The organism is Pseudomonas sp. BF-R-01, from assembly GCF_019946615.1.
Lineage (GTDB): Bacteria > Pseudomonadota > Gammaproteobacteria > Pseudomonadales > Pseudomonadaceae > Aquipseudomonas > Aquipseudomonas migulae.
On record NZ_JAGYFX010000013.1, the window covers coordinates 72,263 to 93,890 of the forward strand.

Annotated in this window: 23 protein-coding genes, 1 tRNA gene and 1 pseudogene; 18 read left to right on the forward strand and 7 right to left on the reverse strand. The window is 59.2% G+C overall.

The genetic code is table 11. From position 1 onward, the window contains the following. Positions 1-66: 66 nt before the first annotated feature. Entirely contained in the window at positions 67-618 is a 552-nt protein-coding gene (locus KGB27_RS08025) for a cytochrome b (RefSeq protein ID WP_223449402.1), read from the forward strand. A 161-nt stretch (positions 619-779) separates the two neighbouring features. Here the strand turns inward: KGB27_RS08025 and KGB27_RS08030 are convergent, their stop codons facing one another. Further along, positions 780-1,712 carry a hypothetical protein gene (locus tag KGB27_RS08030; protein WP_223553853.1) on the reverse strand — a complete coding sequence of 311 codons (933 nt, stop codon included), beginning with the start codon at positions 1,710-1,712 and terminating at the stop codon, positions 780-782. Between the two features lie 246 nt (positions 1,713-1,958). Here KGB27_RS08030 and KGB27_RS08035 point away from each other — a divergent pair, with 246 nt between their 5' ends. The 5 genes and pseudogenes from KGB27_RS08035 (at position 1,959) to KGB27_RS08055 (ending at position 5,865) form a co-directional block, all read left to right on the forward strand. Continuing rightward, the gene (locus KGB27_RS08035; protein ID WP_223553855.1) at positions 1,959-2,882 is read left to right on the forward strand and encodes an ABC transporter ATP-binding protein; all 924 of its coding nucleotides are present in this window, start codon (positions 1,959-1,961) and stop codon (positions 2,880-2,882) included. Next, positions 2,879-3,382: pseudogene (locus tag KGB27_RS08040) on the forward strand (ABC transporter permease subunit); the annotation flags it as partial. The gene KGB27_RS08035 and the pseudogene KGB27_RS08040, both read left to right, overlap by 4 nt. 268 nt (positions 3,383-3,650) lie before the next feature. Further along, entirely contained in the window at positions 3,651-4,076 is a 426-nt protein-coding gene (locus tag KGB27_RS08045) for a cell wall hydrolase (RefSeq protein WP_223538804.1), read from the forward strand. Further along, on the forward strand, positions 4,073-4,585 hold the full coding sequence (locus KGB27_RS08050; RefSeq protein WP_223553858.1) for a DUF2514 family protein: 513 nt from the start codon (positions 4,073-4,075) through the stop codon (positions 4,583-4,585). Before KGB27_RS08045 ends, KGB27_RS08050 begins: the two co-directional genes overlap by 4 nt. Positions 4,586-5,034: 449 nt before the next feature. Further along, positions 5,035-5,865, forward strand: a complete 831-nt coding sequence (locus tag KGB27_RS08055) for a MinD/ParA family protein (protein ID WP_223553861.1) — start codon at positions 5,035-5,037, stop codon at positions 5,863-5,865. 71 nt (positions 5,866-5,936) lie between these two features. Here the strand turns inward: KGB27_RS08055 and KGB27_RS08060 are convergent, their stop codons facing one another. Both KGB27_RS08060 and KGB27_RS08065 read right to left on the reverse strand, forming a co-directional pair. Beyond that, positions 5,937-6,146, reverse strand: coding sequence for a hypothetical protein (locus KGB27_RS08060; protein WP_223553864.1), 210 nt, complete (start codon positions 6,144-6,146; stop codon positions 5,937-5,939). A gap of 216 nt (positions 6,147-6,362) precedes the next feature. Then, positions 6,363-6,450: transfer RNA gene (locus tag KGB27_RS08065), tRNA-Ser, on the reverse strand. A gap of 123 nt (positions 6,451-6,573) precedes the next feature. Between KGB27_RS08065 and KGB27_RS08070 the strand changes: the two genes are divergently transcribed. Next, positions 6,574-7,245, forward strand: coding sequence for a Bax inhibitor-1/YccA family protein (locus KGB27_RS08070; protein WP_007915443.1), 672 nt, complete (start codon positions 6,574-6,576; stop codon positions 7,243-7,245). 65 nt (positions 7,246-7,310) lie between these two features. On the opposite strand, the gene KGB27_RS08075 is transcribed toward KGB27_RS08070, so the two are convergent. Continuing rightward, entirely contained in the window at positions 7,311-7,748 is a 438-nt protein-coding gene (locus tag KGB27_RS08075; RefSeq protein WP_008028095.1) for an Lrp/AsnC family transcriptional regulator, read from the reverse strand. Positions 7,749-7,883: 135 nt separating this feature from the next. Between KGB27_RS08075 and KGB27_RS08080 the strand changes: the two genes are divergently transcribed. Beyond that, positions 7,884-8,777 carry a DMT family transporter gene (locus tag KGB27_RS08080; RefSeq protein WP_223553867.1) on the forward strand — a complete coding sequence of 298 codons (894 nt, stop codon included), beginning with the start codon at positions 7,884-7,886 and terminating at the stop codon, positions 8,775-8,777. Here the strand turns inward: KGB27_RS08080 and KGB27_RS08085 are convergent, their stop codons facing one another. Next, positions 8,778-9,821 (reverse strand): FUSC family protein, encoded by a 1,044-nt coding sequence (locus KGB27_RS08085; protein WP_223553869.1) that lies wholly within the window; start codon positions 9,819-9,821, stop codon positions 8,778-8,780. It abuts the gene before it with no gap. Between the two features lie 44 nt (positions 9,822-9,865). Further along, a complete protein-coding gene (locus KGB27_RS08090) occupies positions 9,866-11,491 on the reverse strand; it encodes an NADP-dependent glyceraldehyde-3-phosphate dehydrogenase (protein ID WP_223553871.1) in 1,626 nt (541 codons plus the stop codon). A 186-nt stretch (positions 11,492-11,677) separates the two neighbouring features. On the opposite strand from KGB27_RS08090, the gene KGB27_RS08095 reads away from it, so the two are divergent. The 10 genes from KGB27_RS08095 to KGB27_RS08140 all read left to right on the forward strand — a co-directional run bounded on the left by KGB27_RS08095 (position 11,678) and on the right by KGB27_RS08140 (position 20,611). Next, positions 11,678-12,565, forward strand: a complete 888-nt coding sequence (locus KGB27_RS08095; RefSeq protein ID WP_223553874.1) for a Dyp-type peroxidase — start codon at positions 11,678-11,680, stop codon at positions 12,563-12,565. 144 nt (positions 12,566-12,709) lie between these two features. Continuing rightward, positions 12,710-13,090, forward strand: a complete 381-nt coding sequence (locus KGB27_RS08100; protein ID WP_223553876.1) for a hypothetical protein — start codon at positions 12,710-12,712, stop codon at positions 13,088-13,090. A 147-nt stretch (positions 13,091-13,237) separates the two neighbouring features. Continuing rightward, positions 13,238-13,990 (forward strand): GntR family transcriptional regulator, encoded by a 753-nt coding sequence (locus KGB27_RS08105; RefSeq protein ID WP_192415708.1) that lies wholly within the window; start codon positions 13,238-13,240, stop codon positions 13,988-13,990. Continuing rightward, positions 13,987-15,717 (forward strand): fumarate reductase/succinate dehydrogenase flavoprotein subunit, encoded by a 1,731-nt coding sequence (locus KGB27_RS08110; protein WP_008039051.1) that lies wholly within the window; start codon positions 13,987-13,989, stop codon positions 15,715-15,717. Before KGB27_RS08105 ends, KGB27_RS08110 begins: the two co-directional genes overlap by 4 nt. A 25-nt stretch (positions 15,718-15,742) precedes the next feature. Beyond that, the gene (locus KGB27_RS08115) at positions 15,743-15,988 is read left to right on the forward strand and encodes a ferredoxin family protein (protein WP_007946457.1); all 246 of its coding nucleotides are present in this window, start codon (positions 15,743-15,745) and stop codon (positions 15,986-15,988) included. Positions 15,989-16,211: 223 nt separating this feature from the next. Beyond that, positions 16,212-17,618, forward strand: coding sequence for an ABC transporter substrate-binding protein (locus KGB27_RS08120; RefSeq protein ID WP_008039050.1), 1,407 nt, complete (start codon positions 16,212-16,214; stop codon positions 17,616-17,618). Positions 17,619-17,749: 131 nt separating this feature from the next. Further along, positions 17,750-18,532, forward strand: a complete 783-nt coding sequence (locus KGB27_RS08125) for an ABC transporter permease (RefSeq protein WP_223553878.1) — start codon at positions 17,750-17,752, stop codon at positions 18,530-18,532. Beyond that, positions 18,532-19,380 (forward strand): ABC transporter ATP-binding protein, encoded by an 849-nt coding sequence (locus tag KGB27_RS08130; protein WP_223553880.1) that lies wholly within the window; start codon positions 18,532-18,534, stop codon positions 19,378-19,380. Before KGB27_RS08125 ends, KGB27_RS08130 begins: the two co-directional genes overlap by 1 nt. After that, positions 19,377-20,339, forward strand: coding sequence for a HEAT repeat domain-containing protein (locus tag KGB27_RS08135; RefSeq protein WP_223553883.1), 963 nt, complete (start codon positions 19,377-19,379; stop codon positions 20,337-20,339). The genes KGB27_RS08130 and KGB27_RS08135 overlap by 4 nt, the downstream gene beginning before the upstream one ends. Next, a complete protein-coding gene (locus KGB27_RS08140; protein WP_223553885.1) occupies positions 20,336-20,611 on the forward strand; it encodes a DUF971 domain-containing protein in 276 nt (91 codons plus the stop codon). Before KGB27_RS08135 ends, KGB27_RS08140 begins: the two co-directional genes overlap by 4 nt. Before the next feature lie 50 nt (positions 20,612-20,661). On the opposite strand, the gene KGB27_RS08145 is transcribed toward KGB27_RS08140, so the two are convergent. After that, positions 20,662-21,090: a nuclear transport factor 2 family protein gene (locus KGB27_RS08145; RefSeq protein WP_008027251.1), complete on the reverse strand. Its 429-nt coding sequence runs from the start codon at positions 21,088-21,090 to the stop codon at positions 20,662-20,664. Positions 21,091-21,628 lie beyond the last annotated feature (538 nt).

The following is a 21,628-nucleotide window of genomic DNA, read 5'->3' on the forward strand; positions in this document are numbered from 1 at the left end:
CGGTTCAAAGCAACCGCTCAGAGGCTGTCGCACGGCAGTCGTCCTAAATTTTGATGAGGCGTGTTTATGACCCGCGAGATAGTCACAGATCGTTATGCAAAGCTGTCGATCACCCTGCACTGGCTGATGTTGGCGCTGTTCGTAGGCGTGTATGCGTGCATTGAGATCAAAGGGCTGCTGCCACGCGGCAGCAACGCGCGAGCTCTGTTCCTGGGGTTGCATGGGCTGTTCGGGATAAGTATTTTCGCTCTGGTCTGGATTCGCCTGCTCGGGCGTCTGACGCCGCGTCCGCCGATCACGCCAACGCCGCCGGCCTGGCAGACCGGCCTGTCACACCTGATGCACCTGGCGCTGTATGGCTTGATGATTGTGACGCCACTGATGGCTTGGTTGATGCTGGCTGCGGGGGGCAAGCCCTTGCCGTATTTCGACTTCTATCTGTCGGCACCGGTGTCGGTGGATCCGGATCTGGCCAAGCGATTCAAGTACTGGCACGAATGGCTTGGCACCAGCGGCTACTGGCTGATCGGCCTGCATGCGCTCGCTGGCCTGTTCCATCATTACTGGGTCGGTGATAACACCCTTGCCCGGATGTTGTCTGGACGAAGCAGGTCATGAATTCAGTGCGCTCTTGACCCTGACGGCGATTGCTCACGATTCTCAGGGGCATGGCGAGGGTCGTTCAATACAGCTCTGAATATGGGATAGTCAGGTTCATTGTCGAGCTATCAGCAAATTTTCGCGGCTTTGGGGCTTACAACCGTAAGGTGATTGAAGCTTCAATCGGACTTTGGAGGCAGGGCAATAACGGATGCATCGTTGATCAGGTGGATCAACTCACTTAGTTGCGCCTCGGCAATGGTCAATGATGCAGCGCTTCTGCTCAACTCTTCCTCCCGTTGATCCAACATGGCTTCACGGGCAGTCAAGTCGCGGTCAAGACGCTCCTGTTTAAGTCGAACGTTATAGAACTCCTCATGTTTGTTCTGCAGCGCCTCTTTATGGTTGCTCAGGTTCGTCATGAGTGTCTGCAAGCTTTGTTCAATGCGCGATACGGAATTTTGGGTCATTGGCGCGGTTTCCTCGGATGCTGTCAGGGCGGTAGTTGACGTTACGTGGGTCATAATGGATTTCGGAGAAGCTGCGGGGGCATCTCGGGAAATCTTGTTCAAGGGCGGAGGGGGAACCTGACGATGGTCGTCTTCATGTTGGCTCAAGGGGGTTAGTTTCGAGTAGTAGTCGGTGCACTCCAGTTCGATATGTATATCCCGCGTCGAAGTTTTCATGGTTGTTTGTACAAAGGGTCCTGGCGAGGGTTGAAAGTTCAACAGCTTTTCCACCCATGTTTCGTTGACCTTCAACGTGCGGTGGGTGTGTACATCCCCGGGAATGATCCGAGTCTCCAGCAGATCAAGTATCCGATAGCTCCCATCGGTCATGTGGGGGGGCGGCGCCAGGGCATCGTTTATGATGTTTTTGAGGGTTTGCGCAGCAATCTTGAAGTCGTTCGGGGACATGCCGGTCATCAGTAACGCTTCCCCGTCATCACACAGCGACGCTAAGTAGATCCGTATCAGGCCCCCACCAAGATTTTCATTCAGGCTGTAAATCACAAACCGCCTGTCAATCACAACCGCCGTAAACACGCACAGTACTGCAGCGTTCAGCGGTTCCCCTTCGGTGTTCAACACGGTGATTGTTCTAAAGTTCATTTGGCTTCGCGGCTCCGAGGCTGGGCAAAAATCTGGACTATCGGCCGATTAAAGAATAGCGAGTGTCGGTGCCGTGTTTTGTAGGAGTAAGCGCATAAGGCATCGGATAAATCCTCACAGCCCACAGACCGATCTGGTATTCACTTGCCCCCGTTCAATCGGATCAATCAGCGGTTTATGTTTCCTCGCTTCAACAAACGTATCTGCAAATGTGAAGCGGAAAAATCGCTTAGCGAGCTGGAAGCCATGATTGATATTTCGACACTGACAAAACGTTTCTCAGGAAATGTCGCCGTAAACAATATTTCGTTCCGGGTTGTCACGGGAGAAGTGCTAGGGGTTCTCGGCACCAACGGTGCAGGCAAATCCACGACCCTGCGTATGCTCACCGGCCTGATCAAACCTACCTCTGGAACTATTACCGTCTGCGGTTTCGATATCAGCCGACACACTCGTCAGGCACAGCGTTTGTTGGGCTATTTGCCGGAAGGTAACGCGTGTTATGGCGATATGAGTGTGCAGGGTTTTCTCGGGTTTATTGCCAGGGTGCGCGGTTATCGCGGCGCTGAAAGGAAGTTGCGGGTAGCGCAGATGCTCGACCGGTTCGAGCTTGGTTACGTGCGCGCCGACACCATTGATTCCATGTCCAAGGGGTTCAAGCGGCGCCTGGGTCTGGCGCAAGCAATGTTGCACGACCCTAAAGTGCTGATCCTGGATGAGCCTACCGATGGCCTTGATCCGAATCAGAAGCACCATGTGCGCGAGCTCATCTCGGAGCTGGCCAAGGACAAGATTGTGGTGATTTCGACGCACATTCTGGAAGAGGTCACCTCTCTGTGCAGTCGTGCCCTGATCATCGACAACGGTCATTTGTTGGCGGACGAAACACTGAAACAACTGCAAAGCCGATCCCGTTATCACCAGGCCGTGACAGTGTTCGGCCGCCATCCGCTGGATCTGCTGGCGTTGGCGGTACTGCCCGGCGTTGCCGGTATCGAGGCAGGTCTCGAGGCGCACAGCGTAAAAGTGCTGGCCCGGGACGGTGCAGTCATTCTTCCGGCGATCAACGCCTTGATCGTCAGCAAAGGCTGGCAAGTGCGGCGCCTGGAAGAGGAGCGGGGCGGGCTTGAGGAAGTGTTCCGGACCCTGACCAGGGAGCGCGCCGCATGAGGATGTTGTCGCCAATCGTCCAGCGCGAATTCTGCAGCTACTTCGCCACGCCAACTGCGTACCTGCTGTTGATGACGTTCCTGGTGCTGTGTGGCGTATGCACGTTTTATCCCGGCGGTTTTTTTGAACGAAACCAGGCGGATCTGGCGCCGTTTTTTGCCTGGCACCCATGGATATATCTACTGCTGATGCCAGCCTTGGCGATGCGCCAATGGGCTGAAGAGCGCAAGTCCGGCACCATTGAAATGCTGATGACGTTGCCGTTGACCCGTTTCGAAGTGGTGGTCGGCAAATACCTCGCGGCCTGGTTGATTGCCGCACTGATGTTGCTGCTGACTTTTCCCATCGTGCTCACCGTCAATTACCTCGGCGAAGCCGACAATGGCGCCATTTTGTGCGGTTATCTGGGAAGTTGGTTGCTGGCCGGCGTTTACCTGGCGATCAGCGGCTGTATGTCTGCACTCAGCAAGAATCAGGTGGTCGCTTATAGGTTTGGTGTGCCCCAGCAGTAAGCTCGCCTCGCCGACATCGATGATTTCCGACGCAGCCTTCGGCCTGATGTCTCGGAACTGAAATTCACCGATTTTCGTCGCCAGCAGTTCGTCGCCGATCTCGATTGCCGCCAGCTTCGCTTTTTCTCGAGCTATGTCCCAGCGCTTTCTCAGCATCGGCGCGGTCATCCGCTTACCGTGCCGACTGACAATCAAGTAGTTCGAGACGTGCTGGGCATTGCGCGCAGTTATCTCGGCGATCAGTCGGCCCAGGCTAATGAGCGTGACTGAGAACGATCGCGATGTACTGGCACGCACGCTTTTTGGCGAGGCCCGCGGCGAATCCCTGGCCGGCCAGATCGCCGTTGCCTGGACCGTCCGCAACCGCGTGAACGATGGCAAGGAAAAATCCTGGTGGGGCGAAGGCTACGCAGGCGTGTGCCAGGCCAAGTACCAGTTCAGTTGCTGGAACAAGAGCGATCCGAATTATCCGTTCCTGATTGGGGTGAAGCAGATCCTGTTCCGCGAGCTGGCCCAGTGTCGCGTTGTTGCTGACCAGGTGATCGACGGGAGGGTGCCGGACCCAACCGGCGGCGCAACTCACTATTACGCGATCGCCATGAAGACGCCGCCGGCGTGGGCGGCGAAGGCCAAGCAGACGCTGAAGCTCGGCGGCCACGTCTTCTTCAAGGATGTGCCATGACTTCAATCTGGGTGCGATTCCTTCCTTGCATAGCTGCGGTGGCTTTGGTGGCTGGTGCGCTGTTCGGCGCCTATCACCACGGACTGTCGGTGAAGGACGCCGAATGGCAGGCGAGGTGGAATGCCCGCGACACCCGAGACGCCGCCACGAAGGTCGACAACGAGGCCGCAGAGCGCGCCAAAGAACAAGCCCGTCAACTCTCCATCAACAAGGCGATTCAAGATGGTCAACGCACGATCGATCAAGCGACTGCTGATGCTATCCGGGCTCGCAATTCTGCTGACAGCCTGCGCGCAGCAGCCGACGACCTTGCTGCTCGACTCGCAGCCAGTGAAGCCAGCAGCCATTCCTGCACTGCCGCCGCAAGCAAGGCAGCTACCCGCGCCGCAATGGTGCTTGCCGACGTGCTCAAGCGCATTGACCAGCGAGCGGGCGACCTGGCTGAAGTTGCTGACCAGGCCAGAGCCAGGGGAGTGACTTGCGAGCAGGCCTATGATTCGTTGCAATAAAAATCAAAGCCCCGAAGGTTCGCGGCCTCGGGGCTTCTAGTTTCGCCTGCATCCCTTAATGCCTGGCGAACGTGGCGCGGAGATTACCAGCGATGTGCCAGTGAATCACTACTTCGATAGATGGATTGTGTTCTTTCGCCAGGGCGCCGGAGGAGGGTGAAACGCTGTCTAAAACTAACGCGATCTATCTCGGTTTTGCTGGGCCGAAGCGAAGTGTTCTGAACGTTGAGTTTTAGACAGCGGAAAGCTGCAACCCTTGATCTATAAGGGCTGCGCCAATCCAAGCCCATACCGCAGCATTACTGGGGTGTGATTTTGTGTCGGTTACAGCGTTTTTGGTGGTTCCGTGATAGCTAGGGGTCGTGAATCTGCACTTTTCGGCTACCATTGCACAAATGGAGATAGTTGGTAATTACTCGCACACGTTGCACATGGAAGGGATAAATAACATGGATGGTGTGCATTCTGTACAAGTTATCGCCGTGACTGGCGGAAAGGGCGGCGTCGGCAAGACGACTGTGGCTGTGAATCTTTCATTGGCGCTGGCGGAACTTGGGAGGCGAGTCGTATTGCTGGATGGCGATCTTGGCTTGGCGAGTATCGATGCCCTGTTGGGCCTTTCCCCGCAGTACACGCTTGCCGATTTAATCGAAGGTCACTGTGAGCTATCCGACTTACTGGTGCAGGGGCCGGGTGGGGTGCGAATCGTCCCCGCGGCTTCAGGCATCCAGAACATGGCGCGTTTATCTCCGGCTCAGTACGCAGGCTTGATCCAGGCCTTCAGTGACATCGGTGACAGTATCGATGTGCTGGTGATTGACACAGCCGCGGGCATCGGAGATTCGGTGGTCAGCTTCGTCCGGGCAGCCCAGGAAGTGTTGCTGGTGGTCAGTGACGAGCCGACCTCGATCACCGATGCATACGCGTTGATCAAACTGCTTAGTCGTGATTACGGTATGAACCGCTTCCAAGTACTGGCAAATATGACGCAGAGCCCGCAGGAGGGTCGAGCCCTGTTCGCTAAATTGACCAAGGTCACCGATAACTTCCTCGACGTTGCCTTGTGTTATGTGGGAGCGGTGCCGTACGACGAATGCATGCGCAAGGCGGTGCAGAAGCAGCGCGCCATTTACGAAGCGTTTCCGCGTTCCAAGTGCGCGCAAGCTTTTCAGAGCATCGCTCGAAAGATCGACGATTTACCCTTGCCGACCAGCCCCAGAGGGCATGTGGAGTTCTTCGTTGATCAGCTCGTACTTAACTCGAGCAGGCTCCTCCCGTAGTGGTAGCTTGGCTCGTCGCTCCTAGCTTGCGAGTTGTGTTAACCACCATCTCTTCTGCTTTAGGCGCCAAGTCATTCCGGGGTCATCATCACCGCGAGCGTCATCTTGATGAACTCCTCGTTGCGGTCGAGGGCCTCCAGGGCACCGCGCACATTCTCTGCGACGTCAGCGGCACCGCGCTGTTCGACCCAGTTGGACAGCTCAAGGATGGCAGCTTCGAGCGCGAGTTGATTTTCGTTGATCTTGAATAGCAGGGAAGGGAGCAGATCTGAATTTGGCATCGTGAATCCTCAGTTATGAGGTCAGCGTAGCAGCGGAAATGTGGTGACACATAAAGGAGAAGGGAAGCATTCGGCAGGACGCCGTGGAGGGGCAAATAAGGCTGAGTTATGGAACGCTTCCATAATAGTTATGGAACACCTGCTAATCGGAGAAGGATTCACCAAATCCCAGAAACGAAAAAGCCCTGACTAATCAGGGCTCTAACGTACTCAATATGGCGGAGGCGATGGGATTCGAACTCATGGACCTGTTACAGTCGACGGTTTTCAAGACCGTTGCCTTAAACCACTCGGCCACACCTCCGTTTGCGTTGCGGGCGCCATAATACCTGAATGAAACACACTGTCAAACTCTGTGCATGGCTTGTTACAGAGCGTCTGTTATGATCTTTGCGACTGAACGTTTCAAACCAACAGGAGTGTCGCCATGCGCGAACAGGATTACGCAGTTAATAACAGCGTGCAGGCTGAGCAGCTAGAGGTTAGCCGCGTCCTGCGCAACACATACGGCTTGCTCGCTCTCACCCTCGCATTCAGCGGCGTGATGGCGTTCGTCGCCCAGCAGATGCGTGTTGGCTACCCGAATATCTTCGTGGTGCTGATCGGTTTCTACGGCCTTTTCTTCCTAACCAACAAACTCCGTGATTCCGCGTGGGGCCTGGTGTCGGCGTTTGCCTTGACCGGTTTCATGGGTTTCCTGCTCGGCCCGATCCTCAACCGTTACCTGGGCATGCAGGGCGGCGCGGAAGTAGTGAGCTCGGCCTTTGCGATGACGGCGCTGGTGTTCGGCGGTCTGTCGGCTTACGTGCTGATCACCCGCAAGGACATGAGCTTCCTCGGTGGCTTCATCACCGCAGGTTTCTTCGTGCTGCTGGGTGCGACGCTGGCGAGCTTCTTCTTCCAGGTCAGCGGTCTGCAACTGGCGATCAGCGCAGGTTTTGTGCTGTTCTCCTCGGTCTGCATTCTGTTCCAGACCAGCGCCATCATTCACGGCGGCGAGCGCAACTACATCATGGCGACCATCAGCCTGTATGTGTCGATCTACAACCTGTTCATCAGCTTGTTGCAGATCTTCGGCATCATGAGCCGCGATGATTAATCGTCGTCCATGAGTAAAAAACCCGCTTCGGCGGGTTTTTTCTTGCCTGCGATTTGGCTGAAGGCTCACGCCATGGGCGGTAACCGCCGTTTCACCGGGGTTTTCTTGACGATGGCGGTGTTGGTTTCTGCATGGGTGTTGAGGCGGTCGAGGAGGGTGTCCAGTTGTTCCATCGAGCGCACGTGCAGGCGGGCGATGAAGCAGTCGTCGCCGGTGACCTTGTCGCACTCGGTGAATTCGGGAATCGCCTGGATTTGCCGCTCCACCTCTTGCAGCTGGCCCGGCAACGGGCGGATTCGCACGATGGCCTGGAGTTGATAGCCGAAACACTTGGGATCAATCTCGACGGTGTAGCCCTTGAGCACGCCGCGTTCTTCGAGGCGGCGCAAACGCTCGGCGACGCTCGGTGAGGACAGGCCGCTGAGGTTTGCCAGCGCCTTGAGCGAACGCCGTGAGTCTTCCATCAACGCCGTAATCAGCACCTGGTCGATATCGTCAGTCATGGCGCAACCCCTGTAAGGCAATTAATCGAAACCGCCTTGATAAAAAAGGCAGATGTCGAGTTTAGCCTGCTTTTTGCGCTGGAGAAGCCCCCGGTTGGATGGGCATACTTTGGGCTCAATCACAGGAGTCTGATGATGGACAAAACACTTCGTCGCGGGTCATTCGAGATGACTGCCGCCATGCTGATTTCCGGGACCATCGGCTGGTTCGTGCTGGTGTCCGGGCAACCGGTGCTGGACGTGGTGTTCTGGCGTTGCGTGTTCGGCGCCGGCACCTTGTTGCTGATTTGCGCGGCTTTTGGCTTCCTGCGCCCCGGCATTCTGACCCGCACCACGTTCCTGCTGGCGGTGCTCAGCGGCGTGGCGATTGTCGGCAACTGGGTGCTGTTGTTTGCCTCTTACTCCCGCGCTTCGATTGCCATTGGCACCGCGGTGTATAACGTTCAGCCGTTCATGCTGGTCGGCTTGGCCGCGCTGTTCCTCAACGAAAAAATCACCTTGCAGAAACTGTTCTGGCTGGGCGTTTCGTTTCTGGGGATGCTGGCGATTGTCAGCGCACATGGGCAACAGGGCGAGGGCGGCAACGATTACCTGATGGGTATCGCGCTGGCACTCGGGGCCGCTTTCCTTTATGCGATTGCGGCGTTGATCATCAAACGCCTGACCGGCACGCCACCGCACCTGATCGCGCTGATTCAGGTCAGCACCGGCGTGTTGTTGCTCGCACCATTTGCGCACTTCTCGGCGTTGCCGCAAGCACCGAGCGCCTGGGCCAGCCTGGTGACTCTCGGCATTGTTCACACCGGCGTGATGTACGTGTTGCTGTACGGCGCGATCCAGAAATTGCCGACGGCACTGACCGGTGCGTTGTCGTTCATTTACCCGATTGCGGCGATTTTCGTCGACTGGTTTGCCTTCGGTCATCGTCTGGAAGTGCTGCAATGGATAGGTGTCGCTGCGATTCTGCTGGCCGCCGCGGGCATGCAACAAGGCTGGAGCCTGAAGTTTCGGCGGACAGTTACACAATAATCAGATGTTCCAGCGCGGCGCGGTCTTGGCCAGGCGCTGGCGCATTTCGCCAATGTTGCTGGCCAGCTGCCGGATCAATAGCCGGTAGCCGTCCAGCGGGTTGTAGACCGGTGCGTCCAGGCTCGAATCCGCCGGCAGTTCGACGGGGCGATTCAGCCGCTGGGACGCGCCGGATTTCAGCGCCCGCGCCATTCCCACCCATTGCACGCGAATCAGCCGATGCTCCGCTTTCAACGCCGATTGCAGATGCGCCATGGCGTCGGGGTCATTGGCATCCGGTCGGGTATTGCCGAGGATTTCCAGGGTGCTGACACACATGCGCAAATGGCGCTGGATGGCATCGAGCTCGGTCATGGAAATCTTCACTTCCTTGGACACCGACGGCATCAGCGATCGCTGTTGCACCATCACCGTGTTCAGGCGATTCATCAACTTCACGTGCTCGTCATCGGTCACGGGCAGGCCATTGATGATGCGCCCGTAAATCGTCGCGCAATCACGCAGCGCATCGGCCAGGTTGTAGCGCCAGGAGTAAACCGCGTACAGCGGCAGCGCAAAGGAAAACGCCAGGGCCAGGGCAATGCCGATCAGGATATCCACCCCGCGCCACAGCCCGTCGGTCACCGGATTATCGCCATGCCCGGCAACGATAAACACGGTGATCGCCGACAGCAGCGCCGTGTAACCGCCTTTGCCGATGGCATGGTATGAGAAGAATCCGCAGACCACCGACATCGCAAAATAGGTCAGCCACGGCATCCCGAGCCAGGCTTGTTGCGCCACCAGCAACAGGCCGACACCAGCGCCGATCAAGGTGCCGATGGCGCGCTCGGCGGCTTTTTTGCCGATGTTGCCGTGGTGCTGCAAACCGCCGATCACCACCAGCATCGTCACCGACGCCCACTCACCGTGGGGCAGGTGGATGCCGGTGGTCAGCAGGATCGTCGCCAGCAACCCCAGCGATACACGCACGGCGTGAATCAATCTGGCGTGGCGATAGCGCCGGTACGGGTCCAGTAACGGACGCAGTACCCGGCGCAGCAACGGTGGCAGTCGGTTGGCTCTGAAGGTGCTCAGACTCTTGGTCCTCAGAAGATGTAGTCGGTGGTCAGGAAACTCGAACTGCGGCCGCTGATGATCTCGCTGATGAGGTCCTTGTTGGTCTCCTGGAACTTGGTCGCGACCAGCGTGCGAATAGAGAACACCCGCAGCGCATCATGCACCGACAACGTGCCTTCGGCCGAGTTCTTGCGACCATTGAACGGATAGGTGTCCGGGCCGCGCTGGCACTGGGCGTTGAGGTTGATCCGCCCGACCTGGTTGGCGAAGGTGTCCACCAACCGGCCAACCGCCACCGGGTTGGTGCCAAAGATACTCAGTTGCTGGCCGAAGTCCGACTCCAGGACGTAATCGATCACTGTGTCCAGATGCCGATAAGGCACGATTGGCACCACCGGGCCGAACTGTTCTTCCTGATAGACACGCATCTGTGGCGTCACCGGGAACAACACCGCCGGATAGAAGAAGGACGCGCGGGCTTCACCGCCATTCGGGTTGACCACACGGGCACCTTTGCTCACGGCATCCGCAACCAGCCCGTGCAGATAATCGACCTTGCCCGACTCCGGCAGCGGCGTCAGGGCTACGCCGGTTTCCCACGGCATGCCGGGTTTGAGGCTGGCAAGTTTGGCGTTGAATTTGTCGATGAACGCCTCGACCACGTCTTCGTGGACGAAGAGGATTTTCAGCGCGGTGCAGCGCTGGCCATTGAACGACAGCGAACCGGTGACCGCTTCGTTCACGGCGTTGTCCAGGTCCACCTCAGGCAAAACGATGCCAGGGTTTTTCGCGTCCAGGCCCAGCGCTGCGCGCAAACGGTGCGGTTTCGGGTGGAGTTTTTTCAGGTCGCTGGCAGCCTTGTTGGTGCCGATGAACGCGAAGATATCGATCTTGCCGCTGGCCATCAGCGCGCTGACCGTCTCGCGGCCGCTGCCGTAAATGACGTTGATCACACCGGTCGGGAAGCTGTCGCGAAACGCTTCCAGCAGCGGACGAATCAGCAGCACGCCGAGCTTGGCTGGTTTGAACACCACGGTGTTGCCCATGATCAACGCCGGAATCAGCGTGGTGAAGGTTTCGTTCAGCGGGTAGTTGTAAGGTCCCATGCACAGCGCCACGCCCAGCGGCACGCGGCGGATCTGCCCGAGCGTGTCCTGTTCCAGCTCGAAACGACTGGAGCGGCGGTCGAGTTCCTTAAGCGCGTTGATGGTGTCGACGATGTAGTCGCAGGTGCGGTCGAACTCTTTTTCCGAGTCCTTGAGGTTCTTGCCGATCTCCCACATCAGCAACTTGACCACGGCTTCGCGCTGTTCGCGCATACGCCCGAGAAACGCTTCGACGTGCTGGATGCGTTCGGCCACGCGCATGGTCGGCCACAAACCCTGGCCCCGGTCATAGGCGCGGACGGCGGCGTCGAGCGCGGTCAGCGCTGTGTCGGCATCGAGCAGAGGCGTGCTGCCGAGGATCACTTGTTCGTCGCCATTTTCGCCGGTCAGGTACACCGGGCTGCGGACTTGGGCGAGGGGGCCGGACCAGGTTTTCAGTTCGCCATCGACCAGGTATTCACGTTGCTCGGTCTGGCCGTCGAGACGGTACTTTTCCGGGATGTCGCTGGCGTCGGGAAACAGGTTGCCGAGGATGTGTGCTGTGGTCATGTCGCTACTCCATGTGATGTAAGCCATGCGCTGGCGGCTTGCAGTTCAGAATTCACTTCAAAGGTTATACGCCTTATTGCCTCGACTTTTTAAGTGCCGGGGTCAAGATCCGGCGATCTTTTGACCTGAGAACACACAACGGCCGACGCTGCGGGTAAACTTCATGCTCTTTATTAAGGAGTTCATATGAGTTACTACCAGCCGGGCATCCTCGCCACCCCCGTTCCACCTCAAGCCCGTCATATGTTCTTCGCGCTGGAATCCGTCGATGCTCTGCCGGCCGCGCTCGACAAATTGATGCTGCTGGTGGACGGGAAGTCGGCGGTGGCCGGTTTCGGTGAATCCCTGGTCAAGACGCTGCACGTGCAGATCGACGGGCTGCGGCCGTTTCCGGCACTGACCGGCGTTGGCGTCGACAACCCGTCTACCCAGCACGCGCTGTGGTGCTGGTTGCATGGTGTCGACCGTGGCGAGTTGCTCAATCGCGCCACCGCCATCGAAGCCGCGCTGGCACCGGCCCTGCGCCTGGTGCAGATGAACGAAACGTTCCGCCACCTCACCGGCCACGACCTGACCGGTTACGAAGACGGCACCGAAAACCCGCACAACGAAGCCGCCGTGGCTGCCGCGCTGGTCGGTGAGGGCGCTGACGGTGTGGTCGGTGGCAGCTTTGCCGCGATCCAGCAGTGGCAGCACGACCTGAAGGGCTTCCACGCGATGCCGTCCGAAGAAAAGGACAACATCATGGGCCGTCGCTTGAGCGACAACGAAGAAATCGATGATGCGCCGATCTCTGCCCACGTCAAACGCACCGCCCAGGAAAGCTTCGCCCCTGAGGCGTTCGTGGTCCGCCGCTCGATGCCGTGGATCGAAGGGGATCGCGCTGGTCTGATGTTCCTCGCGTTCGGTTTCTCCCTCGACGCCTTCGAAGCCCAATTGCGGCGCATGAGCGGTCTGGAAGACGGCATCACCGACGGCTTGTACCGCATCAGTCGGCCGATCACCGGCGGCTACTACTGGTGCCCACCGCTGAAGGACGGTCGACTGGATTTGCGCGCACTGCGCGTCGGTTGATCTGTAGGAGCAAAGCTTGCCGGCGAAGGCGATTTCAATGACGCCATCGCCAGCAAGCCGGCTCCTACAAGTACGCATGTATGCCGGGAATGTTCGGCTGACGCCAATCCTGTAGGAGCCCGGCTTGCCGGCGAAGGTGATTTCATGGACGCCATCGCCGGCAAGCCGGCTCCTACAAGTGCGTATGAGTGCCGGGAATGTTCGGATGACGCCAATCCCGTAGGAGCACGGCTTGCCGGCGAAGGCGATTTCATGGACGCCATCGCCGGCAAGCCGGCTCCTACAAGTGCGTGGGGGGGCCGGGAATGTTCGGTTGGCGCCAATCCTGTAGGAGCCAGGCTTGCCGGCGAAGGCGATTTCATGGACGCCATCGCCGGCAAGCCAGCTCCTACAAGTGCGTATGAGTGCCGCGAATGTTCGGTTGACGCCAATCCCGTAGGAGCACGGCTTGCCGGCGAAGGCGATTTCATGGACGCCATCGCCGGCAAGCGTGCCGGGAATATTCGGTTGACGCCAATCCTGTAGGAGCCGGCTTGCCGGCGATCCATGCAGCGCGGTGCGTCAGGTGCCGCGCCATCCCACGAATCTAACCTTATTCTCAAACAGTATTTCTCAACCCCCGCACTAGAACTCTAAGATCACGTCATAACTCGTTATAACAAGTGATCTGCCATGACCGATAACGTTCTCTCCCTCAGCAGTGTTCCTTTGCACACGCAACTGCGCGACGTCTTGCGTGCCCGCATTCTCGACGGCGAATACCCGCAAGACAGCCAGATGCCTTCGGAAAGCGAGCTTGGCGCGTTGTTCAAAGTCAGCCGCATCACCGTGCGCCAGGCCCTCGGCGATCTGCAAAAAGAAGGACTGATCTTCAAGATTCACGGCAAGGGCACCTTCGTCGCCAAGCCGAAAACCTTCCAGAACGTCAGCACCCTGCAAGGCCTCGCCGAGTCCATGACCGGGCGCGGCTACGAGGTGATCAACCGCCTGCGCAGTTTCAAATTCATCCCCGCCGACAAACTCGTCGCCGAGCGTTTGCAGGTGGCCGAAGGCGAGATCGTGGCGCAGATCAAGCGGGTGCGCCTGATCAATCGCGAGCCGATCTCACTGGAAATCACCTACCTGCCCAAAACCATCGGCGAACGGCTGGAGAAGGCCGATCTGGTCACCCGCGACATCTTCCTGATCCTCGAAAACGACTGCGGCCTGGCCCTCGGTCATGCCGATCTGGCCATCGACGCCGTACTCGCCGACAGCGACCTGACCCAGGCACTCAACATCGAACCCGGCTCGCCGATCATGCGCATCGAGCGTCTGACCCACGATGCCAGCGGCCAACCCGTGGACTTCGAACACCTTTACTACCGTGGCGATGCCTTCCAGTACCGCCTGCGGATCGACCGGCACAAAGGGGCGCAGGCATGACAAGAAGTACCCTCGAACAGGAATACGACATCGTCGTGATCGGCGGTGGCACGGCGGGTCCCATGGCGGCAATCAAGGCCAAGGAGCGCAACCGCGACCTGCGCGTGTTGCTGATCGACAAGGCCAACGTCAAACGCAGCGGCGCGATCAGTATGGGCATGGACGGCCTGAACAACGCGATCATTCCCGGTCATTCCACGCCGGAGCAGTACACCAAGGAAATCACCATCGCCAACGACGGCATCGTCAATCAGGCAGCGGTCTACGCCTACGCCACCCACAGCTTCGAAACCATCGAGCAACTGGACCGCTGGGGCGTGAAGTTCGAGAAGGACGAAACCGGCGACTACGCCGTGAAAAAGGTCCACCACATGGGCGCTTACGTGCTGCCGATGCCGGAAGGGCATGACATCAAGAAAGTCCTGTACCGCCAGTTGAAAAGGGCGCGGGTCAGCATCACCAATCGCGTGGTGTGCACGCGCTTGCTGTTGGACGAAGAGGGCGCGGTCAACGGCCTGATGGGCTTCGACTGCCGCACCGCCGACTTCCATGTGATCAAAGCGAAAGCGGTGATCCTCGCCTGCGGTGCCGCCGGGCGCCTCGGTTTGCCGTCCTCGGGTTACCTGATGGGCACCTACGAAAACCCGACCAATGCCGGCGACGGTTACGCCATGGCTTATCACGCCGGGGCCGAACTGGCGAACCTCGAATGCTTCCAGATCAACCCGCTGATCAAGGATTACAACGGCCCGGCCTGCGCCTACGTCACCGGTCCGTTGGGCGGCTACACCGCCAACAACAAGGGCGAGCGCTTCATCGAGTGCGACTACTGGAGCGGCCAGATGATGTGGGAGTTCCACCAGGAACTCGAAAGCGGCAACGGCCCCGTGTTCCTCAAGCTCGATCACCTGGCCGAGGAAACCATCCAGAACATCGAAGAGATCCTGCACAGCAACGAACGCCCGAGTCGCGGCCAGTTTCACGCCAATCGCGGCACCGATTACCGCACGCAGATGGTCGAGATGCACATCTCGGAAATCGGTTTTTGCAGCGGGCATTCGGCGTCGGGTGTGTGGGTCAACGAGAAGGCCGAAACCTCGGTCAAGGGTTTGTACTCGGCGGGTGACATGGCCGCCGTGCCGCACAACTACATGCTTGGCGCGTTCACCTACGGCTGGTTTGCCGGCACCAATGCGGCGGATTTTGTCGCCGGTCGCGAATTTTCAGCGGTCGATGCCAAGCAGATCGAGACAGAGAAAGCACGGGTCTATGCACCACTGGACCGCGAGCACGGACTGCCGCCGGCCCAGGTCGAGTACAAGCTGCGACGCTTCGTGAACGATTACCTGCAACCGCCGAAAGTGACCAAGAAGATGCAGATCGGCCTGCAGCGTTTCAGCGATATCCAGCGCGATCTCGATCAGATCAAGGCCCACAACGCCCACGAACTGATGCGCGCCATGGAAGTCAGCATGATCCGCGACTGCGCCGAAATGGCCGCCCGCGCTTCGTTGTTCCGTGCTGAAAGTCGCTGGGGGCTTTACCACTATCGGGTCGATCACCCGCAACGCAACGACAGCGACTGGTTCTGCCATTGCCATTTGAAGAAGGATGAACACGGCCAGATGAGCAGTTTCAAGAAAGCCGTCGAGCCCTACATCATCCCGCTGGATGCCGAAGAAATGCAGGCCTACGACCGGCTGCGTGTCGGTGCCTTTGCGGCCTGAGCCTGACTATAAGAGAGACCGACCAATGGCCTATCAACCCCAGGAAATTTTCTTCCGTTCCAACGCGCCCGTCACGGTCGACGAGGACCTGTGCATCGCCCACAAAGGCTGCACCGTGTGCGTCGACGTCTGCCCGATGGACCTGCTGGCGATCAACCCGGCCACGCAAAAGGCCTACATGGCCTTCGACGAATGCTGGTACTGCATGCCGTGCGAAAAGGACTGCCCGACCGGGGCGGTGAAAGTCGAAATCCCATACCTCTTACGTTGAAACACCAACCTTGTAGGAGCCGGCTTGCCGGCGATGAGGATTTCCAATTCAACATTAATGCTGGCGGATATACCGCGATCGCCGGCAAGCCGGCTCCTACAGGTTTCGCGTAAAAAGCTACCCGGCAACCCCCGGACGCCTGCTTCAAACACCCCTCGTTTCCCACCACGCCCTGATCGTGGCGGAGACGAACATCCTATAAATGATTCGAGGGGACACACCCATGTTATTGCGTGCAGCATTGGCCGGTCTGGTACTGGCTTCTTTCACCTTGTCGGCTTCCGCCGAAACCATCCGCATTGCCATCGGCACCCAGGACACCACGATCAACTGCGCCGCCGGCGGCCTGTTGATTCGCGAGCTCGGCCTGCTGGACAAATACTTGCCCCACGATGGCCAATACAAAGACGCCAAATACGAGGTCGAGTGGAAGAACTTCACCAGCGGCGCGCCCCTGACCAACGAGATGGTCGCCGGCAAACTGGACTTCGGCGCGATGGCCGATTTCCCCGGCTCGTTCAACGGTGTCGCGTTTGAAACCGCGGGCAAGCACAGCCTGTTTATCAGCGTGCTGTCGGGCAGCATCAAGGGTAGCGGCAACGGCATCGTCGTGCCGAGTGCTTCGGGCGTGCAATCACTGGCCGAGTTGAAGGGCAAGACCATTTCCGTGCCGTTCGCCTCGACCGCCCATGGCATGTTGCTGCGCGCCGTGGCGGCTCAGGGTTGGGACCCGCTCAAAGACGTGAACATCATCGCCCAGCCGCCGGAAGTCGCCGGTTCCGCATTGCAGGCCGGGAAGATCGACGCCCACGCCGACTTTGTGCCGTTCGCCGAACTGTTCCCGAGCCGTGGCTTCGCTCGCAAGATCTATGACGGTTCACAGGCGAATACGCCGACGTTCCACGGTGCGCTGGTCGATCAGGCCTACGCGAAAAAGTACCCGGAAATCGTCGTCGCGTACCTGCGCGCCAGCCTCGAAGCCAACCAGTTATTGGCGGCAGAACCCGAGAAGTACAGCGAGTTGATCGCCAAGGTCACCGGCGTCGATGCCGAGGTCAATTACCTGTTCCACGGCCCGCTCGGCGTGCAGACCCGCGACCTGAGCTGGAAGCCGGAATATCGCCAGGCGGTCGGCACCGCCATCGACACCCTCAAACTGCTGAAGAAGGCTGATCGCGGTCTCGACCTCAACACCTTCATCGACGACCAGTACATCCGCGCCGCGTTCAAGGCCTCGAAGCTGGACTACACCGCGCAACTGGCCAACTACGGCCAGACCCCGCTCAAAGCAGTGGATGCCTTGAGTGGCAAAGCCATTACCGACTTCAGTCATGTGGCCGAGATCTGGGTGCGCGGCGAGCCGAAAGTGCGGCAGTACGCCTCGGCGGAATCGGCGTTCACCGCATTGGCCGGTTTGAAGTCCGAAGGCAAAAACATCCGCGCGGTGTATGCCCAGGCGAGTGACAGCGGGATCAAGTTGCTGGCGGATCAGGCGTGGTTTGCCAGTGACGCGAAAGGGCGCCTCAGCGCGTTCCTGCTCAAGGGCCAAGCCCAGCAATTCGCCACGGCCCAGGGCGGCAAAGTCCTCGACTTCACCGACGCCACCACCCAGGCCGTAGCCGCCCGCTAACCGCCAGAACCCCGCAATCCCCTGTAGGAGCGAAGCTTGCTCGCGAAGGAGTGTCAGCTAAGTCAATGTCGACTGACACACCTTCGCGAGCAAGCTTCGCTCCTACAGGGGCTCGGTTGAGAGGAAGAATTGTGTATCGATCATTTATCCGTTGGATTCCAAGGGCAGCTTCATTGCTGCTCTGCCTTTTGTTCTGGCAACTCGCCGCCAGCCACCACTGGAACCTCGGCCTGGTCACCTTCGCCAATGTCCCGACACCGCTGGCGGTGATCGAAGCCGCCCTGGGCCTGGGCGATTCCGGCAAACTCGCCCAGCACCTGAGCAGCAGCCTCAGCCGGGTCTTCGCCGGTTACCTCGCGGCGCTGATCATCGGCATCGCGTTGGGCCTGGCCATCGGTCGTTCGAAATGGGCCGAAGATTTGCTGTTGCCGCCGCTGGAAGTCCTGCGCCCGATCCCCGCCGTCGCCTGGATTCCCCTGGCGATCCTGATGTTCCCGTCGTCGGAACTGTCGATGGTCTTCATCACCTTCACTGGCGCGCTGTTCCCGATCCTGCTCAACACCGTGCACGGCGTCGAAGGCGTCGACCCGCGCCTGATTGCCTCGGCGAAAAGCCTCGGGGCAGGGCGTCGGGCGATTCTGCTGGAGGTGATTCTGCCGGGCGCCGCGCCGAGCATCATCACCGGCCTCGCTATCGGCATGGGCACCTCGTGGTTTTGCCTGGTGACCGCCGAAATGATCTCCGGCCAATACGGCATCGGCTATTACACCTGGGAGTCCTACACCATCCAGAACTACGCCGACATCGTCGTCGGCATGTTGCTGATCGGCTTGCTCGGCATGGGCAGCAGCCTGCTGATCAAACGGTTGGGCGGGTTGTTGACGCCTTGGCATCGACCACGAGGAAAAGCTTGATGAGCGTATTTCAACACCTTGAAGGGCGCATCGACATTCGCGGATTGTCGATCAGCCTCGGGGAGGGCCGTACCGCGTTCGAAGCCGTGCAAGGCCTCGATTGCCAGATCGAACCGGGGCAGTTCGTGTGCATTCTCGGCCCCTCCGGTTGCGGCAAATCGACCTTGCTCGGCGCGCTGGCCGGACACCTGCAACCTCGCGCCGGCAGCCTTAAAGTCGATGGCGAAGACGTGTCGAGTCCTTCGCCCCAGCGCGGCATGGTATTCCAGCACCACACGCTGTTCCCTTGGCGTACGGTGCGCGACAACGTCGCGTTCGGCCTGAAAATGCGCGGCATCGGCAAGGCCGAACGGCACGAAGCCGCCGATGAAATCCTCGCGCTGGTCGGCCTCGACGGTTTCGCCGAGCGCTGGCCGGATCAGTTGTCCGGTGGCATGCAGCAGCGGGTAGAAATCGCCCGTGTGCTGATCAACCGTCCGCGCCTGTTGCTGATGGACGAACCGTTCGGTGCCCTCGACGCGCTGACCCGATTGAACATGCAAGAGCTGCTGCTGGACATCTGGACGCAGATTCGCACCACCGTGGTGTTCGTCACCCACGACATCGACGAAGCGTTGTTCCTCGCCGACCGGCTGCTGGTCATGAGCACGCGTCCCGGGCGGATCATCGAAGACCTGCGCCTCGACTTCCCTCGGCCACGCACCAGCGAACTGGTGACAAGCCATGAGTTTTCCCGCTTGAAGCGCCATTGCCTCGAATTACTGCGTCACGAAGACGGTCGGCAGCTACCGCGCCTGAACCCTCTCGGACTTCCCCCTGAAAACAAACTGCCGCGATTTGCCCTATGACCTCTCTATTCGATGTAACCGATAACGATGACATTCTCGCCCTGCAACCGCGCCTGACCGATGCCGACGCCGGCGTGCGCCGGATCGCCCTGATCGAGCTGGCAGACCTGGAAGAACCGGACGGTTTGCTGTGGCTGGTCGATCGACTGGCCGAAGACCCGACCGCAGAGGTTCGCGCCGAAGCCGCGCGCCTGCTTGAAGCCTGGGAGGATGCGCCGGTCGTCGAGGCGCTGTGCCAGGCGTTGACCGATCCGTCGCCGGCCGTGCAGGCCGCCGCCGCGCAGAGCCTGAGCCTGCTCAAGAGTGAAGCCGCAGGCCGGGTGATTCTGCCGTGGACCGGGCATGCCGACATCAACGTGCGTATCGCCGCGTTCCGGGCGTTGCGCGAATTGCGTTTTCCCGATGCCGCGACCGCTGCCTTGGCGGCGCTGGACGATGCAGACGCCAGCGTTCGCCGCGAAGCTGTGGGCGTGCTCGGCTGGCTCAAACAACTCGATGCATTGCCGGCCCTGGCGACGTTGGCCAGTCACGACCCGGACACCGAAGTCCGTCGCGCCGCCACGGGAGCCCTTGGCCTGGCATCCGATGCGCACGTCCTGCCGGCCCTGCGCCAGGCGTTACAGGACGGCGCCTGGCAAGTGCGCGAAGAAGCCGCGACCACCCTTGGCAAGGTCGGTCATACCGACGCGGGCCCGGCATTGGTCGAAGCGTTGAGCGATGATTACTGGCAAGTGCGCCTGCGTGCCACCCGCAGTCTCGGTCGCTTGCGTTATGCCCCGGCGCTGGACGCATTGATCGAAACCCTCGGTCATCGCATCAGCAACCTGCGCAAGGAAGCCGCATTGGCCCTCGGCGAATTGAACGATAAAGGCGCAGTTGCGCCGTTGCAGGCCGCGCAGAACGACGGCGACCCGGAAGTGCGTAAAGCGGTGCGCATTGCCTTGAGTCAGCTGCAATGAACCCGCTGGCGATCGGCAATTCCCCGAGCAAACAGCAGCTGCGGCTGAACTGGCCGGATGGTCGTGAGCAGTTGCTGGATCATGCCGAGTTGCGCCGGCAATGCCCGTGTTCGCAGTGCCGGGCGTTTCGCTTGAAAGGGTTGACGCCGAGGGTCGATGACCGAGTGCAAGTCATCGAATTGAATGCGCAGGGCTATGGCCTGCAACTGATTTTCAGCGATGGTCACGAACGGGGCATTTACCCGTGGCCGTATCTTTCGAGCCTGGCCTGATGACGCGCTTCACCGGTGAGTGTGCCCGCCGATGAAGCGCTGCGCAGTGGTCAGGCTTTGCTGGCGGCCAGGAAAGCGCCCAGTCGGCGCCCCATCTCTTCACCCAAGGCTTGCAAGCCACTCAGGGGGCGGACCATCACCTCGAATTCAACGATTTTTCCTTGTTCGTTGAAGCGGATCATATCGATGCCCTTGAGCTGTTTTTCACCGACCCTGGCGCTGAACTCGAGGATGACGTTCAAGCCGTCCGCAGTCGACAGTTCGCGGTGGTACTGGAAATCCTCGAACACGCCGGACACCGTGTTGAGAATCATGTTGACCACCGGCGCCCCTGGATAAGGCGTGTGCGCCATCGGCGAGCGGAAAACCACTTGCGGGTCCAATAATTCGGGCAAGGCCTTCAAGTCAGCCTTTTTGATCATCGCGTGCCATTGGTTCAAGGATTGTGCGGCGTTTGGATGCAGTTTCAGTTCCGACATTTTCAACTCCTGTATTTTTTGTTGTTCTGCAAACGTCGGCGAAGACTGTACATCAAAGGGCTTGAAGGGAAACCCTCCGGCAGCAAAACCCTCGAGCACTGGTTAGTATTTTTCCGTCCTGACGTCCGTCGCCATGGGCAAAATCGTTCTAAAAATTCAGGGGCGCGGTTCGGGAGGGTGTACTAGTCTAGAACTTGTAGGTGAAGACGCAGACTGATGCGCAAGCGGATGGCAAGGACACGTGGGGCGCGTTCCGAAGGGTACACGGTTAGAAAGATCTCCGCGCTGAGATCCAGCCCTTATGCCGTGTGAAGCAGAAGAGCACAAAACTCTTCTGTGAGAGTCCTGATAAACCTTGTAAGCCGGAGACCAGCGCCGGCCACCTACTCGAATCCCGAAGCCCGCCTTGTGCGGGCTTTTTTTGTGGCCTTTGCCTTCACCCAAATGCGCGTATTTCACTCATTTCCAGATTGACGCCAAACCTGTAGGAGCCGGCTTGCTGGCGATAGCGGTGTGTCAGTCACCCATGATGTTGCCT